Consider the following 19,683-nt stretch of genomic DNA (forward strand, 5'->3'; position numbering starts at 1 on the left):
TTGATCGTCCGTTCTTCTCGATCATAGTGTCCACTCGGGCAACCGGCGTGACCCGCGCGGTGCATGGGGAGGTCCACCATGGCCCATTACACCCTGGGTCGTTCTGAGGGAGGCAGCACCGATGTTCAGACGTCCACAATGGCGGCGCGCAGCCAGATCACTGGTGAGCGCCGGCGCGGCGACGATCCTCGCCGCGACATGCTTGGCCACCATCAGCTCGGGCGCGCAGGCCGCGCCGGGCGGTGCGATGGGGGCGGGCGCCCCGGCAGGGGACAAGATCCGACCGGAGCTCGCCAAGCAGCTCCAGGCCAAGAGTGAAGGGGACTTCTGGATCCGGTTCAAGGACCGGGCGGACCTGAGCAAGGCCAGCGCGATCAAGGACTGGTCGAAGCGGGGCACGGCGGTGGCGGACGCGCTGCGCAAGACCGCCGCCGCGAGCCAGGGCAAGATCCGGGCCGACCTCGACAGCTCGGGCACCAAGTACCAGACCTTCTGGGCCACCAACGCCATCAAGGTGAACAGCGGTTCGCTGGCGATGGCCCAGAAGTTCGCCGGGCACTCGGAGGTCGAAGGCCTCTACGCGCCCGTCGCGTACAAGGTGCCGGAGACGACCAAGGGCACCGACGAGAAGACCGTGAACGCCCTGGAGTGGGGCATCGCCAACATCAACGCCGACGACGTCTGGTCCCAGTACGGCGTCAAGGGCGAGGGCATCACCATCGCGAACATCGACACCGGGGTGCAGTTCAACCACCCGGCGCTGGTGAACTCCTACCGTGGCAACAACGGTGACGGGACGTTCGACCACAACTACAACTGGTTCAACGCCGCCAACGCCACCGGCGCCTGCGCCACCGCCCCGTGCGACGGCGACGGCCACGGTACGCACACGATGGGCACCATGGCCGGCTCCGACGGCGCGAACCAGATCGGTGTCGCCCCCGGGGTGAAGTGGATCGCGGCGAACGGTTGCTGCCCCAGTGACGCCGCTCTGGTCGAATCCGGTCAGTGGATGCTCGAGCCGCTGGACCTCAACGGTCAGAACGCGGACGCGAGCAAGCGACCGAACATCATCAACAACTCGTGGGGCACCCGGGACCCGTCCAACGAGCCGTTCATGGAGGACGTGACGGACGCCTGGACCGCTTCCGGGATCTTCGGTACCTGGTCCAACGGCAACAGCGGACCGGCCTGCCAGACCAGTGGCTCGCCGGGCAGCCTCGTCAGCAACTACTCCACCGGCGCGTACGACGTCAACAACAACGTCGCCGGTTTCTCCTCCCGCGGCGCCGGTCAGAACGGTGAGATCAAGCCCAACATCTCGGCGCCGGGTGTGAACGTCCGGTCGAGCATCCCGGGCAACGCCTACGGCAGCATCAGCGGCACCTCGATGGCCGCACCGCACCTCGCGGGCGCGATCGCGCTGCTGTACTCGGCGGCACCGTCGCTGGTTGGTGACGTCAACGCGACCCGCGCGCTGCTCAACGGCGCCGCGATCGACGAGGCCGACGACCAGTGTGGCGGCACCGCCGCCGACAACAACGTCTACGGCGAAGGGCGACTGGACGCCCTCGCGCTGCTCAACGCCGCCCCGACCGGCGACATCGGCACGCTGACCGGCACTGTCACCGACGCGACCTCCGGCGCCCCGATCGCCGGCGCGACAGTGACGCTCACCGGCCCGTCCGCGCGTGAGCTGACCACCGGTGCCGACGGCAAGTTCTCCACCCAACTCCCCACCGGCGACTACCAGGTCGCCGTCGCGGCGTTCGGCTACGGCAGCACCACCAAGACGGCAACTGTCGCCAAGGGCGCCACCACGACGCTCAACGTCGCCCTCACGGCGGTGCCCAGTGTCAACGTCACCGGAGCGGTCACCGACGGCTCCGGCCACGGCTGGCCGCTGTACGCCAAGGTGACAGTGACGGGCGTGTCGGGTGTCTACGACTACACCACCCCGTCGAACGGCCGCTACAGCATCAAGCTGCCGTCCGGGCAGACGTACACCCTGAAGTACGAGTCGCAGTACCCCGGCTACCAGACCGTCACCAAGGAGGTCGTGGTCGGCTCGGGCAACGCGACCGCCAACGTCGCCGTGCCGGTGGACAGCAGCGTCTGCACCACCGCGCCCGGATACACGACCGGCTCCGACGGTGAGTACGAGACCTTCGACGCCACGACCACGCCGGCCGGCTGGACCGTCGTGGACAACGCGGGCAGCGGTCAGGTCTGGAAGTTCACCGACGACGGCGACCGGGGCAACCTGACCGGCGGCACCGGCAACTTCGCGATGATCGACAGCGACGCCTACGGAGCGGGCACCAGCCAGGACACCTCCCTGGTCAGCCCGGTGGTCGACCTGACCAGCGTCACGGCCCCGGTCATCCGGTTCAACCAGGACTTCAACCAACTCAACGACGACACCGCCGACGTGGACCTCAGCATCGATGGCGGTGCCACCTGGACCAACGTGCTCCGGCAGGAGACCGACGTCCGGGGACCGAAGCTGACCGAGATCCCGATCCCGCAGGCCGCCGGCAAGGCGCAGGTGCAGGTCCGGTTCCACTACTACGACGCCTCGTACGAGTGGTGGTGGGAGGTCGACAACGTTCTGATCGGCAGCCAGGTCACCTGCGTGCCGCTCGACGGCGGTCTGGTCGTCGGCAACGTCCGCGACAAGAACGACGACAGCTACGTCAACGGCGCGACAGTCACCAGCAAGGACCGGCCCGCGGAGAAGGCCGTCACCGTGGCGACCCCCGACGACCCGGGGCTGGCCGACGGCTTCTACTGGATCTACTCGTCGCTGACCGGCGAGCACCCGTTCACGGCGACCGCCGGCAACTACGTCAGCCAGACCAAGCCTGTCGACGTCGAGGCCGACTGGGCGACCACCGCGAACTTCCAGCTCGCGGCCGGCCGGCTGTCGGTGACCCCGACGCAGCTGAGCGCGACGCTCCAGATGCCCAACGGCAAGACCAGCAAGTCGTTCACGGTGACCAACACCGGCGGCGCGCCGGTCGAGGTCAAGTTCGGTGAGCGGGACAACGGATTCGAGCTCCTGCGGGCGGACGGCTCCACTGTCACCCGGCAGCAGGTGCTCGGGTCCGGCGGTGCACCGGAGCAGCGGCTCACCGTACCGACGTCGTTCGCCGCCAAGGCGTCCGGCAAGGAGGCCAAGGCGGCTGCCGCGGCGGCCGGCCCGCAGGCGGCGCCGTGGACCGACATCGCCAACTACCCGGCCACGATCATGGACAACCGGGTGGTGAACCTGGACGGCAAGGTGTACTCGCTCGGTGGCGGCGACGGTGAGGCCTCCACCACCAAGAACTACGCCTACGACCCGGCCGCGCAGACCTGGACGGCGATCGCCGACCTTCCCGGCGCACGTAACGCAGTGACCGCGGGCGTGGTGAACGGCAAGATCATTGTCAGCGGTGGCTGGGCCGACGCAGGCCCGGACTCCGCCACCTGGTCGTACGACCCGGGGGCCAACACCTGGACCGAGCTGGCCGACAACCCGGCGCCGCGGGCCGCGGCCGGCCAGGCCGTCGTCGACGGCAAGCTGTACGCGGTCGGAGGCTGCACGACGGCGGCCTGCCTACCGATGTCGAACAGCGTCGTCCGGTACGACCCGACCAGTGACACCTGGGAGACGATGGCCAACTACCCGAAGTCGGTGGCCTTCGCCTCCTGCGGCGGGATCGACGGTGTCCTCTACTGCACCGGCGGCAACGACGGTTCCGTCGCGCAGAAGTCCAGCTACGCCTTCGACCCGGGTGCCAACACGTGGACCGCCGTCGCCGACGCGCCGGCCGACAACTGGGCCAGCTCGTACGCCGTGGCCAGCGGCAAGCTCCTCGTCGTCGGCGGTTCGCAGGGTGGAGCCATCAGCAACGCCGGCTTCGCCTTCGACCCGGCCGCCGGTTCGTGGTCCAACCTGCCGAACTCCAACACCGCGCGGTACCGCGGCGGCGCGGCGTGCGGCTTCTACAAGATCGGCGGCTCGTCCGGCAGCTTCAACGCGGCTCCGGACAGCGAGGTGCTCCCGGGCTTCGAGGGATGCTCCGAGTCGGCGGCCGACGTCAGCTGGATGACCATCGACAAGTCGGCGGTCACCCTCGCACCGGGTGCGAAGGTCACTGTCACCGTCGGCCTGACGGCGAACGTGGACCAGCCGGGCACCTACTCCGGCGCGGTCGCGATCTCCGAGAACACCCCGTACTCGGTGGCACCGGTCGCGGTGACCATGACCGCGAACCCCCCGAAGACCTGGGGCAAGCTCATGGGTACGGTCACCGGCACCAGCTGCCAGGGTGCGACAGCGCCGCTGACCGGCGCTGTCGTACAGGTCGACTCGTGGGCGGCGTCGTACACCTTCGCCACCGATGCCGAGGGCAAGTACGCCTACTGGGTGGACCGCCGCAACAACCCGCTCACGATGATCGTGGCCAAGGACGGCTGGAAGCCGCAGACCCGTCAGACCAGGATCGACACCGCCACTCCGACCGTGGAGAACTTCGGGTTGGCGCCCATCAGGTGCTGACACCTGAGCAGTAGCCGAAGAAGTCCGGCCCGCCTGGTCGCCGACCAGGCGGGCCGGACCGCTTCCGGGGTTCAGACGGGGGCGAGCCGGAAGCCGACGCCGCGCACCGAGTGGATCGTCGCCGCGGCGTTGAGCCGGGCCAGCTTGCCGCGCACCCGGCGGACCACCGAGTGCATGTCGGAGCCCCGGCCGAGGTGCCGGTTGCCCCAGACCTCAAGGTGCAGGCGCTCGTAGGTCCAGACCTGACCGGGCGCGTGCACCAGGCAGAGCAGCACGTCGTGCTCCAACCGGGTCAGGTCGATCTCCTGGTCGCGCCAGCGCAGCACCCGGCGGTCGGAGTCGACGGCCAGGTCCGGTGGCGGTGGCTGTGGGCTCGGTGCCACCTCGGCGAGCGCCACAGTGGTCGGGGGAGCCGGGGCGGGAGGCGCCTCGACCACCCCGAGGAACTCTCGTGCCTGGTCGACGGTCGAGACGATCAGGAAGGCGTCACTGCCACCGAGCAGCCGGGCCAGATGTCGCCGCTCGGCCGGCGAGGATGCGATGCCGATGACCAGGCTGGCGACTGGAATTCCCTGCATGTGCCAACACCTTCCGGTTCCCCAACTCACTCCGGATGGATTTTTCGCACCGCCGACGGAAAACATCGATCGGCGTCCTGACCCTAGTGGTGGCTGATCTCGGCTGGGTAAAACATAGTTGCATGTAAGCATGTGAATCCCGCCGTGCCGTCCAGGTCCACCCAACCCCACCGCCGACCATGCGCTTTTCCGGAAGCGGTGGGGGTGTTTGTGACAGAACCAAGACAATTCGAGGACGGGGTACGGACCTGCCGGGGCGAGCATGGTCGCCATGTCCATCGGATCGTTGTACTCCGTCGGGCGGTCGACGCCCGGTCCGGCGCGACCGCTGCCCCACGCCCGCGCGGTAGTGCCACTGGGGCTTCGGCTGCTCGCGGCGGCGCTCTGCGGTCTGTTCGCCCTGGCCCTCACCGGCGCCGTCTTCGTGCGGACGGATTCGGGGCAGTGGCTGGACGGGGTGCTCCTGCCGCGCGCCGAGCGGGGCGGAGGGTACGAACAGCAGACCGTGCTGGTGGATCCGGCCAAGAGTGTGCTGGCCACCTTCGGCGACCCGACCCTGATCGCGGTCCTGCTCGGCGTGGTGCTGCTGGTGGGTGTGCTCCGCCGGCGGCTGGTCGCCGGGGTCGTCGGCGTGGGCATGGTCGTCTGCGCGGTGCTGGTGGCCGGCGCGGTGAAGTCGGCGCTGCCCCGCCCGGACCTGCAGATCGAGAGTTCCACCACCCACAACAGCTTCCCCAGCGGCCATGTCGCGGCGGCGACCGCCCTGCTGCTGGCGTTCATGCTGGTCCTGCCGGGGTGGGCCCGAAGGTGGCTGGCGGTGCCGGGCGCGGCGGGTGTCGCGGTGATCGCCTCCGCCACGATGATCGCGGGCTGGCACCGGTTCAGTGACGTGCTCGGTGGCGTACTGCTGGGGGTGACGGTGTTCTGCCTGGCCGCAGCCGCGTTGGCGGCCTGGCCCGGCGACCGCGACGCGGCCGGCGGTGCGGACGGCGGCAGCCTCTGGCGCAGGCTGGCCGAGACGGCAGTCGGGCTGGTCGTGCTGGTCTGGGCGCTGGTGGTGGTAGTGCCCGGTCTGGCCGCGTCGGTGCAGCGCGGCTTGCTGGTCGCCATCGTGGCAGCGGCCGCGTCGACGATGTTCCTGGTGGGAGCTGTGGTGTTCCTGGTGCGTTCGACGGATTTCGCGGTGCCGCTCTCCCCGCGGAGCCCTGAGTCGTCGCCATCGACCGAAACCCGAAACATCTCATGATGGGATACTTGACGACATGTCCCAGGTGCTGTTGATCGAAGACCACCAGACGGTGCGCGACGGACTGCAGTTGGCGCTCACCCGACAGGGCCACACCGTGCATGCCGTGGGCACCGGTGAGCAGGGGTTGGAGCAGCTGCGCGCGACCCCGTCCGACGTCGTGGTCCTCGATCTCATGCTGCCCGGGATGGACGGGTTCGAGGTCTGCCGCCGGATCCGACAACTCGGCGACCTGCCGATCATCATGCTCACCGCCCGCAACGACGACATGGACGTGGTCGCGGGCCTGGAGGCCGGCGCCGACGACTACGTGGTCAAGCCCGTGCAGGCCCGGGTACTGGAGGCACGCATCCGCGCGGTGCTGCGACGCACCGGTGGCGACTCGCGGCGCGGCGGCGACCGGGCCGGCCTGGAACAGCACGGCGCGTTGACCATCGACCGGGCCGCGCTCGTGGTCAGCAAGGACGGAACGCCGATCAGCCTCGCCCCGACGGAGCTGCGGCTGCTGCTCGAACTCTCGCACACGCCGGGCCAGGTGCTCAGCCGCCAGCAGCTGCTGGAGGCCGTCTGGGAGCACGGCTATCTCGGCGACTCGCGACTCGTGGACGCGTGTGTCCAGCGGGTACGCGCCAAGATCGAGGCCGATTCGTCGGCACCGCTCTACATCCAGACCGTGCGTGGTTTCGGATACCGGTTCGGGCCGTTGTGACACTGTGGCGCCGGGTCGGCGCGTGGGTCTCGGGTCTACGGGTCCGGCTCGTCCTGGCGTTCGCGCTGCTGGGCGTGACCACGACGGTGGCGGTGGCCGGTGGCAGCTACTTCCAGGCTCGGAACGTCATCCTCCAACAGGCGCAGGACGCCGCGGTGATGTCGCTGACCGACCAGCTCACCAAGGTCTACCCGATCGCCCAGCTTCCGCCGACCCAGGACGACCTCGAACTGTTGGCCCAGCGCCTCAGCGACCGGGAGAGCTTCGCGGTGGTCATCTACCGGGACATGCGGGCCCAGGGCGGCTCCGAACTCGCCGACCCGCTCACCCCCGAGCTACGGCAGAAGGTCCGTGACGGTCGCATCGCCTGGCAACGGGTCTCACTCGCCGGAGAGCCCGCGCTGCTCATCGGTACCCAGTTGGCGTTGGACCGCGCGGACGGCACGTTCCGCCCGTCCGGAGTGGAGGTCTACTCGGTGCGCAATCTCGTGCCCGAACAGCAGAGCATCGACCAGCTCGCCACCAGGGCGTGGCTGACCGGTGGGTTGTCCCTGGTCCTCGCCGTCCTGCTGGCCCTGCTGTCCGCCCGCGGAGTCCTGCGACCCGTCCGCGACCTCAGCCGGGCGGCGCGCCGCCTCGGTGAGGGCGACCTGAGCACCCGGTTGACGGTCCGGGGCGCCGACGAACTGGCCGATGTGGCACGGACCTTCAACGACACCGCGGGCACGCTGGAGCGGCAGGTCGGCGAGCTGCGGCGGTTGGAATCCGACGCCCGCCGATTCGTGGCCGACGTCTCGCACGAACTCCGGACGCCGCTGGCCGCGATGACGGCGGTCACCGACGTGCTCGACGAGGAGGCGGAAAACCTGCCCGGGGACGCGGGCCGGGCCGCCCGGCTGGTCAGCCAGGAGACGCAGAACCTCACCCAACTGGTCAACGACCTCATCGAGATCAGCAGGTTCGACTCCGGCACCGCGCGGCTCGCCCTGGACGACGTGGACGTGGCCGCGGCGGTGACCGCGACCCTGCGGATCCGCGGCTGGCTGGACCGGGTCCGAACGGAACTGCCACCCGGCATCGTGGCCCGGCTCGATCCCCGCCGACTGGACGTCATCGTCGCCAACCTGGTCGGCAACGCCTTCCGGCACGGTGCCGAGCCGGTGTCGGTGCGACTCAGCGCCGACCCGGACTGGGTCACCATCGAGGTGGCCGACCGGGGGCCCGGACTGGACCCGGAGGTGTTGCCACACGTCTTCGACCGCCTCTACAAGGCCGACACCGCGCGAACCCGCTCCGAGGGCAGCGGCCTCGGCCTCGCCATCTCCTGGGAGAACGCGCGCCTGCACCGCCACGGCGAGCGACGGGGGAGTCTCGTCGCGGGCAACGGCACCCACGGCGGTGCGGTGTTCACCCTCCGCGTGCCCCGCCAGACGGTGGACACCGGAGGTGCCCGGTGACCGGCCGACGAACGGGCCGCGCGCTGCTCGCCGGCGGACTGCTTCTGACGCTGCTCGCGGCGGGCTGTGGGGTACGACCCAGCGCGGTCATCACCGGTCGCCCGTCGATCAGCGGCCCCGCCCAGGGGACCTGGCTCTACCTGCTCGGGCAGGGCGAACTGGTGCTGGTCCTCCGCTCGGTCAACACGGACCCGTCGCCCGCCGCCGCGCTCTCGCTGCTCGCGGCCGGACCGCAGGAGAACGAACGCGCGCAGGGATTCACCAGCGACGTCCCGGCCGGGCTCGACCCGGTCACGGTGACGGCGGGAGCCGATCAGTCGGGTGACCTCACGGTGCGGGCGAACATCGCCGCGCGGGCGTTGTCAGCGCACGCGGTCGACCAGATCATCTGCACGACGGTCGCCGCCGCGGCGCAGGTCAGCGCGGCGAACACCAACACCACCGTCACCATCGTCGGGTCCGACGGCGCCCGAGGGCCTCGGGCGTGCCCGATCAGGTGACCGGGCACCGCCCACTGCCTCACACCAGGTCGACCGCTCGGGCCGGCCGGGGCAACCCACTGGGGTGGCCGTGGTCCTGGTCGGCGAGCGCGCCGGCGATCAGGATGTCGATCAGGGCGGCGAAGCCGATGCCGGCCTGCTGCCAGATCTGCGGGAACTGGGACGCGGCGGTGAAGCCGGGGAACGTGTTGACCTCGTTCACGATGGGCTCGGGCGACCCCTCGGTGGGCAGGAAGAAGTCGACCCGCAGCAGCCCACGGCAGTCGAGGGCCTGGAAGGCGCGAATCGCGCGGTCCTGAAGCACCTCTGTGGTCGCCGCGTCGAGCGGGGCGGGAATCTGGAAGATCGCCCCGCCGTCGTACTTCGCGTCGTAGTCGAAGAAGCCGGCGCCGGTCACCCGGATCTCCAGCGGCGGGCCGGCCTGCACCCGGCCGTCCGGGTGCTGGAGGACGGCCACGTCGATCTCGCGCCCCCGCGCCCCCTGCTCGATGAGCACCTTCGGGTCGACCTGGCGGGCCTGCTCCAGCGCGGCGGGAACCCCCGCCCAGTCGTCCACCTTGACCACGCCCAGGCTCGACCCGGCGCGGGCCGGCTTCACGAACACCGGCAGTTCCAGCCGACGCTGGTCCTCGGGCGACAGGGCCTCACCGGGACGCAGGGTCACCCCCGGGCTGACCCGCAGGCCGTCCGCCGCGAGGAGCCGCTTGGTGACCCCCTTGTCCATGCCGGCGGCGCTGGCGAAGACGCCGTTGCCGACGTACGGCACACCGAGCCATTCCAGTAGCGACGACACGATGCCGTCCTCCCCGTACGGGCCGTGCAGGGCTGGGAACACCACGTCCTGGGCGCGCAGGACCCGCAGCGCCGCAGGAAGGGGCGTCGGTCGACCGCCGACGTGCCATCCGCCGTCGCGGTCGATGAGCACCTCGGTGACCTGGTACCGCTCACGGTCCAGGTGGGCGAGGATGCTCGCCGCCGAGCGGCAGGACACGTCGTGCTCGCCGCTCTGCCCGCCGTACAGCACTGCCAGTCGGGTTGTCATGAATTCCGTGCCCTTCCGTGGAGGTGCTCGCGGGCCACCCGGGCCCCGATGCCGGTCAAGATCTCGTGTGGGTTGGTGTCGGCCCAGCGGGCCCACTCGACGACCGTCGGAGGGCGCTGGTCACCCTCGCCGGGGCCGAACACCACGACCGGGTCGCCGATCGTCACGGGAAGATCCCCGACGTCGACCACGCACTGGTCCATGGCGATGCGCCCGACGATCGGGCACCGGCGACCGGCGAGCCACACCGACGCGCGACCGCCCGTGGCCCGGGGCAGCCCGTCGGCGTAGCCGAGCGGCAGCAGCGCCAGTGTGGTCGGTGCGCCGGTCACGTGCTCCGGGCCGTAGGAGACGCCAGTGCCGGCCGGCACCCGCTTGACGTTGACCACTCTCGTTCGCAGGGTCATCGCGGCGTGCAGCCCGAACTCGCCCGGACCGCTCGCGCCGAACGGGTCCACGCCGTAGAGGGCGATCCCGATCCGGCAGAGGTCGAAGCGGGTCCGTGGGGCGGAGAGCGCGGCCGCCGAGTTGGCCAGGTGGACCAGGTCGGGGTCCAGACCAGCCGACCGCGCGGTCCGCAGCGCCTCCTCGAAGATCGCCACCTGCTGGCCGAGTGCCGGGGCGCCCGGCAGGTCGGCGTCGGCGAGGTGGGACCACACCCCGCGCACCCGGATCCCACCCTCCCGTTCGTACTTGCGGGCCCAACCGACCAACTCGGGCCAGTCGTCCCCGGCGGCCCCGTTGCGGGACAACCCGGTATCCGCCTTGAGCTGCACCATCGCCGGTACGCCGAGCAGACGGGCCGCGTCGGCGACGGCGTGCAGGTGCGTCGTCGTGGACACGCCGACGTCGACGTCTCCCTTGATCAACATACCGAAGTCGTCATCCGGGCCGTGCAGCCAGCTCAACGTGGGCGCGGTCACACCCGCCTCGCGGAGGGTCAGCGCCTCGGCCGAGGAGGTCACCCCCAGCCAGGAGGCCCCGGCGCGCAGCGCGGACCGGGCCACCTGCACCGCGCCGTGGCCGAATCCGTCGGCCTTCACCACTGCCATCAGTCCGGTGCCGGTGACCGACGCGATCGTCCGCACGTTGCTGACGATCGCGTCCAGGTCGACAAGGGCTTCGGCGAGGGCGCTCATCCGGCCACCTCCACCCGGCGCTGGCCGGGAAGCGCGAACAGCCAGCCCGCGTGCACCGCCAGCAGCCCGCGGTGGATGGCCAGGCTCAGCCCGATCACCAGCCCGCTCAGCAGAATCGGATAACCGAGCACGATCAGGCCCTGAGTAGACCCACCCAGCCCGGAAACCGGTACGAGCAACAGCCGGTGCAGCAGGGCCAGGACCGGCATGTGAACGACGTAGATCGGCAGGGTGATGCGGCCGAGCCTAGCCAGCGGCCTACTGAGCGCCGACCACCGGGCCAGCCGGGCAGCGGCGGTTATGCCGAAGATCACTGCCACGCAGGAGACCGCCGTCCATACCCCGAACCACTGCTGGGCGCCCGCCGCCGCCATCGCGACGAGCGCCAGGACGTAGGCGCCCGAGGTCAGCAACAGTCGGCGGCGGGTGGCGGTGCCAGCCCACCGCTGGATCTGCGCCCGCAGGTGCAGGCCGGCGAGGAAGAAAACCAGGTTCTGGTAGAGGCCGGCGCGGTTGCCCGGGGTGTCGAGCAGTCCGGCGGCGGCCACGGCGGAGAGCACTGCGGCGGGGACCAGGACCAGCGCCCCGGGCACTCGACGGGTCACCTTGGCGATCGTGAAGTACAGCGCCAGGGCGTACAGGTACCAGAGGTTGGACGGCGTGATGGTGAACTGCTCCAGCAGACCGAGCGCCGAGGTGGCACGGTCGGTCGGCAGTTCCGGTGCGGCGGCGAGGACCACTGTGTGGATCAGCAGCCAGACGGCGTACAGGTAGAGGAACCCGGCGATCCGGCTGCGGGCGACGACCCGCCACGGCCGCTGGGCGGCGTTCGCCGCGAAGACGCCCGAGATGGTGAAGAACAGTGGCATCCGCAGCGGAAGGAACTGCTCACCGAGCGTTCCCCAGAAGCCCGGCACCGGTACGCCGACGTGCCAGTCGATCTGGAGGTAGTCCTTCACGACGACGTGCCACAGGACGACGAGGATGATGCAGACGCCCTTCGCGGCATCCGCCCACTCGGCTCGCTGTGGTCGTCCCACGGCGAGGGTGCTCCTGGTCCGGTGACGGAATCGGACGCGCGTCGCGTCGGACTCCACGACGGTGGGCCTGGACTCGGTGCGAGACAGCTGTTGGATCACTCACCAGAAGCTGCCAGCCGGATATCCGCACGAGATCCACGAATTGTCATGAACCGGTAATGGGTGTCGCCGGCCTCACCCGCCGCCGGGCACCACCAGGCCGGCCTCGTACGCGAGGACCACGAGCTGCGCCCGGTCACGGGCCCGCAGCTTGGTCATCGCCCGACTGATGTGGGTCTTCGCCGTGGCGACGCTGATCACCATCCGTGCGGCGATCTCGTCGTTGGACAGGCCACGGGCGGCGAGCGCGACCACCTCGCGTTCCCGCCGGGTCAGGGTCGCCAACTCCGCCCCGCGTGCGCCCGGCGGCGGGTGCGTCAGGTATTCGCTGATGAGCCGGCGCGTGATCGCTGGGGAGAGCAGCGTGTCGCCCCGGGCAGCGACTCGGACGCCGTGCAGGAGGTCCTCCGGCTCAGTGTCCTTGACCAGGAAGCCCGCTGCCCCGGCCCGCAGCGCGGCATAGACGTGCTCGTCGAGCCCGTAGTTGGTGAGGATGACGACGTGCACACCGCTCAGCGCCGGGTCCGCCGCGATCTGCCGGGTGGCCTGGATGCCGTCGAGGACCGGCATCTGTATGTCGATCAGCGCGACGTCGGGGCGGTGCCGGCCCGCGAGGTCGACCGCTTCACGGCCGTTGGTGCCCTCGGCGACCACCTCAAGGTCGTCTTCGGCATCGAGCAGCGCGCGGAAACCGGCGCGGACCAGCGCCTGGTCGTCGACGAGCAGCAACCGGATCATGCCGGACCGTCCAGCGGGAGGGTGGCATCTACCCGGAAGCCGCTCCCGTCGCGCGGGCCTGTCTCCAACGACCCGCCCAGCGCGGCGACCCGTTCCCGCATGCCGAGCAGCCCGATGCCGGGGGCGAGGTCGGCGGTCGTCACGCCGGCACCGTCGTCGTCGACGCGAACGGCGAGCGCGCCAACGTCGTAGCGGAGTTCGACCGACGCCGTCGCCGGGCCCGCGTGCCGGGCGATGTTGGTCAGGGACTCCTGGACGATCCGGTACGCGGCGCGGTCGACCGCCGACGGCAACGGACGAGGCTGGCCGCCGACGGTCAGGGTCACCGGCAGGCCAGCCCTGCGGGCGCCGTCGACCAGGTCATCCAGCCGATCCAGGCGCGCTTCGCCCGCCGGACTCTCGGCCCGCAGCACCTCCAGTGTGGCGCGCAACTCCCGCATCGCCTCGCGGCTCGCCTCCTGGACGGCGACCATCGCGTCGGGCACCGCCTCGCCGCGCTTGCGGGCCAGGTGCACGGCGACCCCCGCCTGGATGTTGATGATCGAGATGCAGTGGGTGAGCGAGTCGTGCAGTTCGCGGGCGATACGCAGCCGCTCCTCGTCGGCGCGGCGCCGGGCGGCCTCTTCGCGGGTGCGCTCCGCGTCGACGGCGCGTTGCTCGACCTGCTCGAGGTAGCAGCGGCGCTGGCGGGAAAGTTCCGCCGCGACGCTGATCGCGACCATCCAACCGATGAGCAGGAACCAGCGCTGGAACGAGTCGGCGGGCGGCCCGGCATCGCCGGACGCCACCACCTCCCCGGCGAAACCGCCGACCAGGATGAGGCCGATGGCGACCCCGGCAGCCCTGCGGTGCTCCGCGGTCACCGTCGCGTACAGGGCGAGCAGGACCGGCAGCGCCGGGGTGACGCCCGGATAACCCCTGATCTGGTACGCCACCAGGGCAGCTGCGGTCAGCGCGAGCACCGGCACCGGCACCTGCCGGCGTGCCGCGGTCGCCAGGGCCGGGAAGGTCAGCAGCAGAAAGCCGGTGACGTCGAGCACCTCGCGACCAGGCGGCGCGGTCCGGGCGCCGACGATCACCAGGACGGTGAGGCCGATGGGCTCAGCGACCAACCACAACGTCCTCCGCATACCCGCGCCGACCATGCCGGGAACGATAGACGAGTCGCCCGTGGGGCACGTCACCCTGACGCGGCAGTCGGTACTACCGCAGAGGATGTAGTTCGCCTAGTCGTGCACCTCCTGCGGTAGCTCGATCACCATCGCCGGCCTGACGACACCGACCACGGGTAGCCGGCATCGTCTGCTGCGAAACGACGGGTGATCCGGGTCCTCAGCGCCCTGGCGCCCGTGACGATCGGGAGGACGCCGCCATGGAGCGGATGACACGGTGGGTGCTCGCCCATCGGCTGCCGGTAATTCTGGTGTGGGCGGCGCTCGCACTGGCCGGGGGCGCGCTGGCGGGTGGCACGATCGACCGGCTCAGCTACGAGACCCGCCTGCCGGACCGGCCGGGGCAGGAGGCGAACGACGCCCTTGCGCAGCGTTTCGGTCAGACCGGCGGGCGCAACGCCCCGCTGCTGCTCGTCGTCACGGTGCCCAAGGGTGAGAGCGTCACCAGTGCCAACGTCCGTGAGCAGTGGTCGGCGTTGGTGACGCGGGTGACCCCGCCGGGCGGCCGGAGCGCCTTCTATCGGGGCACCGGCGACGAGTCGTTGGTCTCCGCGGATGGGCGTACCACCATCGCACTGCTGTATCCACCGGCGACTCCGTCGAACGCACCCTACGAAAGGTGGCTGCCCGGGATCACCGCCGCCGTGGATCAGGCCCGGATCCTCGGCGCACCGGTCGAACTGACCGGCCAGCCGGTGCTCTCCGGGCGCAACAGCGGCGCCCAGCGCGGACCGATCTACGAGACCCTCCTCGGTGCTGCAGGTGCCCTGATCGTGCTGACGGTTGTCTTTGCCAGCGGGCTGGCCGTGGTGCCCCTGATGATGGCCGCCGTCGCCATTCCGACGACGTTTTTGCTGGTACGCGGCGTCACCGCGCTCACCGACGTTTCGTTCATCGCGCAGTTTCTCGTGGCGCTGATCGGGCTGGGCGTCGCCATCGACTACGCGCTGCTCGTGGTCACCCGCTGGCGGGAGGAGCGCGACGATCCGGACGCCGAAACCGGCGCATCCGCCCGGCACACGGCGATTGTCCGGGCGATGGCGGGCGCGGGTCGGGCGGTCGCGCTCAGTGGGGCGACGGTCGCCATCTCACTGGCCGCGCTGGTGGTGCTGCCCGTGCCATTCCTCCGCAGTGTCGGCTACGCCGGGATGCTCATCCCGCTGGTCAGCGTTGCGGTCGCGCTCACCCTGCTGCCCGTGGTGCTGTACTCCTGGGGCGACCGCCTGGATCGTCCGCGACGCCCGCACCGGGTGGACAGCCGGGCCTGGACCCGGATCGCTCATTTCACCACGCGGCGTCCGGTGGCGTCCGTGCTGGTCAGCGGGTTCGTCCTGCTGGCACTGGCAGCTCCTGCGCTCGCGCTGCGGTTGGGTCAACCAGCGACGGCGACCCTCGCTCAGGGCGGGGCACCCGCGCAGGCATTCGCCCGGATCGTCGACGCGGGCTTCGGCGAGGGCATCGCCCGCCCGATCGAGGTGCTCGCACCCGCCGGGTCGCTGCCGTCGCTCACCGGCGAACTGCGGCAACTCGACGGAGTCACGGGCAGCGTCGCTCCGGACCAGTGGGCGCAGGGCGACACGCGGATCATCGACGTCTGGACGGCTGCCGACCCGTCCGCCGAGCAGGGTCGGGCGGCGATCACCGGCATCCTCGACACCGCCCGCGCGACCCCCGGCGTGCTCGCCGGCGGCGCACCCGCGACCGACGTCGACTTCGTCGACGCGGTCTACGGGTCGCTGGTGCTGGTCCTGCTCCTCGTCGCCGCGGTCACCTTCGTCGTGCTGGCGCGGGCACTGCGCTCGGTCGTTCTTCCGCTGAAGGCAGTGGTCCTCAACGCCCTGTCCACCGCCGCCGCGTACGGAGTGGTGGTGTTCGTCTGGCAGCAGGGGCACGGCAGTGAGTTGCTCTTCGACACCCCGGCCATCGGGGCGGTCACCATCTGGATACCTATGGCGGTGTTCGCCTTTCTGTTCGGGCTGTCGATGGACTACGAGGTGTTCATCCTGCACCGGATCCGGGAGACCCACCTGCGGCTGAACGCGGCGGGGGAGCGCGACACCGTAGTGGCCTCGGTGGTGACCGGCATCAGCCGGACCGGAAGGTTGGTCACCTCTGCCGCGTTGATCCTCTTCCTGGCCTTCACCGCGCTCGCCGGTATTCCCGTCACCGACGTGAAGGTGTTCGCCACCGCACTCGCTGCTGGCGTCGTCATCGATGCCACCCTCGTCCGAGGTGTGCTGACTCCGGCACTGGTCACCCTGCTGGGCCGCACGATCTGGTGGTTCCCGCGTCCGATGAGCCGCCTGCGGGCTCTCAGCGGCGGACGGCCCGCCCCGCTCGCCCCGATGAAGGAGCGGGTGTGACGGGGCAGGGAGAGGTCGGGCGCAGGCGGTCGCTTGCCGCCCTGTTGACTGGCCGGCGCAGCGCGTTCGTCGTCGTGTGCGTCTGGTTGGGCCTGGTGGTGGTGGCAACGGTGTTCGCTGGGCGGCTGGGGGACGTCCAGCGCGACGACCGCGGCGCGTCCCTCCCGGCGAGTGCCGAGTCGACCCACGTCCTGGACCGGCAACGGTCGTTCGTCGCCACGGCCAGCCGGCCGGCGATCGTCGTCTACGAGCGGGCCGCCGGACTCACCGCCGCCGATCGCAACGGGGCCGACAGTGACGCGCGTGCCTTCGCCCAGCGCACCGACCTCGCCGGCCAGATCATCGGGCCAGTGCTCTCGAGCGACGGGCGGGCGGCCCAGATCACGATCCCGCTGGAGCCGACGGCTGACGCGCGCGACGCGGTCGACTCAATCGGGGAGGTCGCACAGCACGAGCGCGACGGGCTCGCCGTGTACGTCACCGGGCCAGCGGGAGCCGCCGCCGATCAGCGCCGAGCCATCGCGGGTCTCGACACCACCCTGTTGCTGGCGACGCTCGCTGTAGTGGTCGTGATCCTGCTGGTCACGTACCGCAGCCCGGTGCTGTGGCTGATTCCGGTAGGCGCCGCCGGGGTCGCCCTGACCTGTGCCCAGGCGGTCGTCTACCTGCTGGCGCGGCACGCCGACCTCACAGTGACCGCGGACGGCGCCGCGATCCTCACCATCCTGGTGTTCGGCGCGAGCACGGACTACGCGTTGCTGCTCATTGCCCGGTACCGGGAGGAGTTGCATCGACATGGAGATCGACACGCGGCGATGAGAGTCGCCCTCCGTCGCTCAGCGCCAGCGGTGACTGCCAGTGCCCTGACCGTCGCAGCCGGGATGCTGTGTCTGCTCCTCGCCGACACGGGCGCCACCCGTGCGCTCGGCCCGGTCTTCGCGATCGGGATCGTGGTGGGCCTCGCGGTGATGTTGACCCTCTTCCCGGCACTGCTGGTGACCATGGGACGCTGGGTGTTCTGGCCGGTGGTCCCTGCGCTGAACGGCCGGGACGCGGCGGCTCCTCGGCTGTGGGTCCGACTCGGTGCCCTTGTCGCCCGGCGGCCTCGGTTGACCTGGGCGCTGACTGCGCTGGTGCTGGCGGCACTGTCGACCGGTGTGCTGCGGCTGGACGCGACCGGACTGTCCGGTGCAGAGTCGTTTCGGGGCGCGCAGGACTCCTTCGTCGGGGCAGAGGTGCTCGGTCGACACTTCCCCGCGGGGGCGGGAAGCCCGCTCGTCGTGGTCAGCGACCGGGCGGCGGGGCCGGGGGTCCGCGCGGCCCTGGCCGGGACACCCGGCGTCCAGGCCACCACGGTGACCGAACCCGTCCTCAACGGCGAGCACGCCTACCTGGAGGGCACGCTGACCGATCCGGCGGACAGTGCGGCCGCGTACGCCACCGTCGACCGGGTCCGGATCGCGTTGCGGCAGATCCCAAACGCGCGAGCCCAGGTCGGCGGGGACACCGCCGTGAAACTCGACGGGCAACGGGCGGCGCAGCACGACCGCAGGGTCATCGTGCCGATCGTCTGCGCGCTGATCTTCCTCATCCTGGTGGCCCTGCTCAGGTCGTTGATCGCCCCGCTGGTGCTCACCGCGACAGTGGTGCTGTCCTTCGGTGCGGCGCTCGGCGTCAGCGCACTGATTTTCCGGCACGTCTTCGGTTTCGCGGGCACGGACAGCTCGTTCCCCCTGTTCGTGTTCGTGTTCCTGGTGTCCCTAGGCATCGACTACAACATCTTCCTGATGACCCGTGTACGCGAGGAGACCGTCCGGCACGGCACCCGACGTGCAACGCTCATCGGTCTCACGGCGACCGGTGGGGTGATCACCTCAGCAGGGATTGTGCTGGCCGGTACGTTCGCGGTGCTGACGGTCCTGCCGCTGACTCAGTTCGTCGAGCTGGGCTTCGCCGTCGCCCTTGGCATCCTGCTGGACACCATCGTGGTTCGCTCGATCCTGGTGACCGCGTTGACGATCGACCTCGACCGCTGGATCTGGTGGCCGGGGCGACTTCACCGGTACGCACCCAAAGGTGGCGTGGAGGTCCACTAGGCTCGATTCGGAGGTGCCGAACATGAAGCTCGGGCTGCACTACTGGAACTACTCGACCCCGGCCGACCCGGCCGCGATCGCACCGACCCTGGCGCAGACGGCGAGCATCGCCGAGCAGGCCGGCGTCGCGTCGTTCACGGTGATGGACCACTTCTTCCAGATGGACGCGGTGTTCGCGGCCGAGGAGCCGATGCTGGAGGCGTACACCACCCTGGGCTACGTCGCGGCGACGACTCAGCGGATGACGCTGGGCGTGCTGGTCACCGGTGTGATGTACCGCTATCCGGGGTTGCTCGCCAAGACCGTCACGACCCTCGACGTGCTCTCCGGCGGCCGGGCCCGCCTCGGCATCGGCGCCTCCTGGTACGAGCGGGAGCAGCTCGGGTTGGGTGTGCCGGTCGTCCCGGTGGCCGAGCGGTTCGAGCGGTTGGAGGAGACGCTGCGCATCTGCCTCCAGATGTGGAGTGCCGACGACGGCCCGTTCAATGGAAAGCACTACCAGCTCGCCGAGACCATCAACTCGCCGCAGCCGTTGAGCCGCCCGCACCCGCCCATCATGATCGGTGGCGGCGGTGAGAAGAAGACCCTGCTGCTGGTGGCCCGCTACGCCGACGCCTGCAACCTGTTCGGCCGCGGCGGCATCGACGACGTCACACGCAAGCTGGATGTGCTGCGCGGGCACTGCGCCGCCGAGGGGCGCGACTACGACACCATCGAGAAGACCGTGGTCGCCTCCCAGGCGCCGCTGGACGACACCGACGCGTTCCTCGCCGAGGTGTCCGGGTACGCCACGCTCGGTGTGAGCGAGGTGCAGGTGACGCCGGATCGGCACCCGGTCGAGTTCGCCCAGCGGCTCGGCGACGAGGTGCTGCCCCGGTTGGCCGACGTCGGCTGAATCCGCCGCGACTGGTGCGGGTGCCACCCAGGGCCCTCATGACCTCAGGCAGGTCCGACCTTC

The 19,683-nt window shown here is 70.6% G+C and carries 14 protein-coding genes; 8 read left to right on the forward strand and 6 right to left on the reverse strand.

Features of this window, described 5'->3' with window-relative positions:
* Positions 1 to 163: 163 nt before the first annotated feature.
* On the forward strand, positions 164 to 4,546 hold the full coding sequence (locus OH804_RS09145; RefSeq protein ID WP_406064287.1) for a S8 family serine peptidase: 4,383 nt from the start codon (positions 164 to 166) through the stop codon (positions 4,544 to 4,546).
* A gap of 71 nt (positions 4,547 to 4,617) precedes the next feature.
* Here the strand turns inward: OH804_RS09145 and OH804_RS09150 are convergent, their stop codons facing one another.
* Positions 4,618 to 5,124, reverse strand: coding sequence for a winged helix-turn-helix domain-containing protein (locus OH804_RS09150; protein ID WP_196923524.1), 507 nt, complete (start codon positions 5,122 to 5,124; stop codon positions 4,618 to 4,620).
* A 271-nt stretch (positions 5,125 to 5,395) separates the two neighbouring features.
* Between OH804_RS09150 and OH804_RS09155 the strand changes: the two genes are divergently transcribed.
* The 4 genes from OH804_RS09155 to OH804_RS09170 are packed head-to-tail and all read left to right on the forward strand — an operon-like array spanning position 5,396 to position 9,036.
* On the forward strand, positions 5,396 to 6,370 hold the full coding sequence (locus OH804_RS09155; RefSeq protein ID WP_406064289.1) for a phosphatase PAP2 family protein: 975 nt from the start codon (positions 5,396 to 5,398) through the stop codon (positions 6,368 to 6,370).
* Positions 6,371 to 6,386: 16 nt separating this feature from the next.
* The gene (locus OH804_RS09160) at positions 6,387 to 7,079 is read left to right on the forward strand and encodes a response regulator (protein WP_406064291.1); all 693 of its coding nucleotides are present in this window, start codon (positions 6,387 to 6,389) and stop codon (positions 7,077 to 7,079) included.
* Positions 7,076 to 8,536, forward strand: coding sequence for an ATP-binding protein (locus OH804_RS09165; RefSeq protein ID WP_406064293.1), 1,461 nt, complete (start codon positions 7,076 to 7,078; stop codon positions 8,534 to 8,536). The genes OH804_RS09160 and OH804_RS09165 overlap by 4 nt, the downstream gene beginning before the upstream one ends.
* A complete protein-coding gene (locus tag OH804_RS09170) occupies positions 8,533 to 9,036 on the forward strand; it encodes a hypothetical protein (RefSeq protein WP_406064295.1) in 504 nt (167 codons plus the stop codon). Before OH804_RS09165 ends, OH804_RS09170 begins: the two co-directional genes overlap by 4 nt.
* A 19-nt stretch (positions 9,037 to 9,055) precedes the next feature.
* Here OH804_RS09170 and OH804_RS09175 read toward each other — a convergent pair whose 3' ends face one another.
* The 5 genes from OH804_RS09175 to OH804_RS09195 all read right to left on the reverse strand — a co-directional run bounded on the left by OH804_RS09175 (position 9,056) and on the right by OH804_RS09195 (position 14,239).
* Positions 9,056 to 10,078, reverse strand: a complete 1,023-nt coding sequence (locus OH804_RS09175) for a D-alanine--D-alanine ligase family protein (RefSeq protein ID WP_406064297.1) — start codon at positions 10,076 to 10,078, stop codon at positions 9,056 to 9,058.
* Positions 10,075 to 11,217 (reverse strand): alanine racemase, encoded by a 1,143-nt coding sequence (gene alr, locus OH804_RS09180; protein WP_196923520.1) that lies wholly within the window; start codon positions 11,215 to 11,217, stop codon positions 10,075 to 10,077. Before alr ends, OH804_RS09175 begins: the two co-directional genes overlap by 4 nt.
* The gene (locus OH804_RS09185; protein ID WP_406064300.1) at positions 11,214 to 12,257 is read right to left on the reverse strand and encodes an acyltransferase family protein; all 1,044 of its coding nucleotides are present in this window, start codon (positions 12,255 to 12,257) and stop codon (positions 11,214 to 11,216) included. The genes alr and OH804_RS09185 overlap by 4 nt, the downstream gene beginning before the upstream one ends.
* A 174-nt stretch (positions 12,258 to 12,431) precedes the next feature.
* On the reverse strand, positions 12,432 to 13,094 hold the full coding sequence (locus OH804_RS09190; protein ID WP_196923518.1) for a response regulator transcription factor: 663 nt from the start codon (positions 13,092 to 13,094) through the stop codon (positions 12,432 to 12,434).
* The gene (locus OH804_RS09195) at positions 13,091 to 14,239 is read right to left on the reverse strand and encodes a sensor histidine kinase (protein WP_406064302.1); all 1,149 of its coding nucleotides are present in this window, start codon (positions 14,237 to 14,239) and stop codon (positions 13,091 to 13,093) included. The genes OH804_RS09190 and OH804_RS09195 overlap by 4 nt, the downstream gene beginning before the upstream one ends.
* 227 nt (positions 14,240 to 14,466) lie before the next feature.
* Between OH804_RS09195 and OH804_RS09200 the strand changes: the two genes are divergently transcribed.
* Genes OH804_RS09200 through OH804_RS09210 form a run of 3 tightly spaced genes read left to right on the forward strand, consistent with a single transcriptional unit; the run spans position 14,467 to position 19,620 of the window.
* Entirely contained in the window at positions 14,467 to 16,629 is a 2,163-nt protein-coding gene (locus tag OH804_RS09200; protein WP_406064304.1) for an MMPL family transporter, read from the forward strand.
* Positions 16,626 to 18,725: an MMPL family transporter gene (locus OH804_RS09205; RefSeq protein WP_406064306.1), complete on the forward strand. Its 2,100-nt coding sequence runs from the start codon at positions 16,626 to 16,628 to the stop codon at positions 18,723 to 18,725. The genes OH804_RS09200 and OH804_RS09205 overlap by 4 nt, the downstream gene beginning before the upstream one ends.
* Positions 18,726 to 18,747: 22 nt before the next feature.
* Entirely contained in the window at positions 18,748 to 19,620 is an 873-nt protein-coding gene (locus OH804_RS09210) for an LLM class F420-dependent oxidoreductase (RefSeq protein WP_406064308.1), read from the forward strand.
* Positions 19,621 to 19,683: the final 63 nt, after the last annotated feature.

This window comes from Micromonospora sp. NBC_00860 (assembly GCF_045207375.1).
Taxonomy (GTDB): domain Bacteria; phylum Actinomycetota; class Actinomycetes; order Mycobacteriales; family Micromonosporaceae; genus Micromonospora; species Micromonospora vinacea.

Excerpts from the sequence above, each read along its gene's own strand:
- OH804_RS09150 (WP_196923524.1), bottom strand. The coding sequence starts at position 5,124 with ATGCAGGGAATTCCAGTCGCCAGCCTGGTCATCGGCATCGCATCCTCG.
- OH804_RS09155 (WP_406064289.1), top strand. The coding sequence starts at position 5,396 with ATGTCCATCGGATCGTTGTACTCCGTCGGGCGGTCGACGCCCGGTCCG.
- OH804_RS09160 (WP_406064291.1), top strand. The coding sequence starts at position 6,387 with ATGTCCCAGGTGCTGTTGATCGAAGACCACCAGACGGTGCGCGACGGA.
- OH804_RS09175 (WP_406064297.1), bottom strand. The coding sequence starts at position 10,078 with ATGACAACCCGACTGGCAGTGCTGTACGGCGGGCAGAGCGGCGAGCAC.
- alr (WP_196923520.1), bottom strand. The coding sequence starts at position 11,217 with ATGAGCGCCCTCGCCGAAGCCCTTGTCGACCTGGACGCGATCGTCAGC.
- OH804_RS09190 (WP_196923518.1), bottom strand. The coding sequence starts at position 13,094 with ATGATCCGGTTGCTGCTCGTCGACGACCAGGCGCTGGTCCGCGCCGGT.
- OH804_RS09195 (WP_406064302.1), bottom strand. The coding sequence starts at position 14,239 with ATGGTCGGCGCGGGTATGCGGAGGACGTTGTGGTTGGTCGCTGAGCCC.
- OH804_RS09200 (WP_406064304.1), top strand. The coding sequence starts at position 14,467 with ATGGAGCGGATGACACGGTGGGTGCTCGCCCATCGGCTGCCGGTAATT.
- OH804_RS09210 (WP_406064308.1), top strand. The coding sequence starts at position 18,748 with ATGAAGCTCGGGCTGCACTACTGGAACTACTCGACCCCGGCCGACCCG.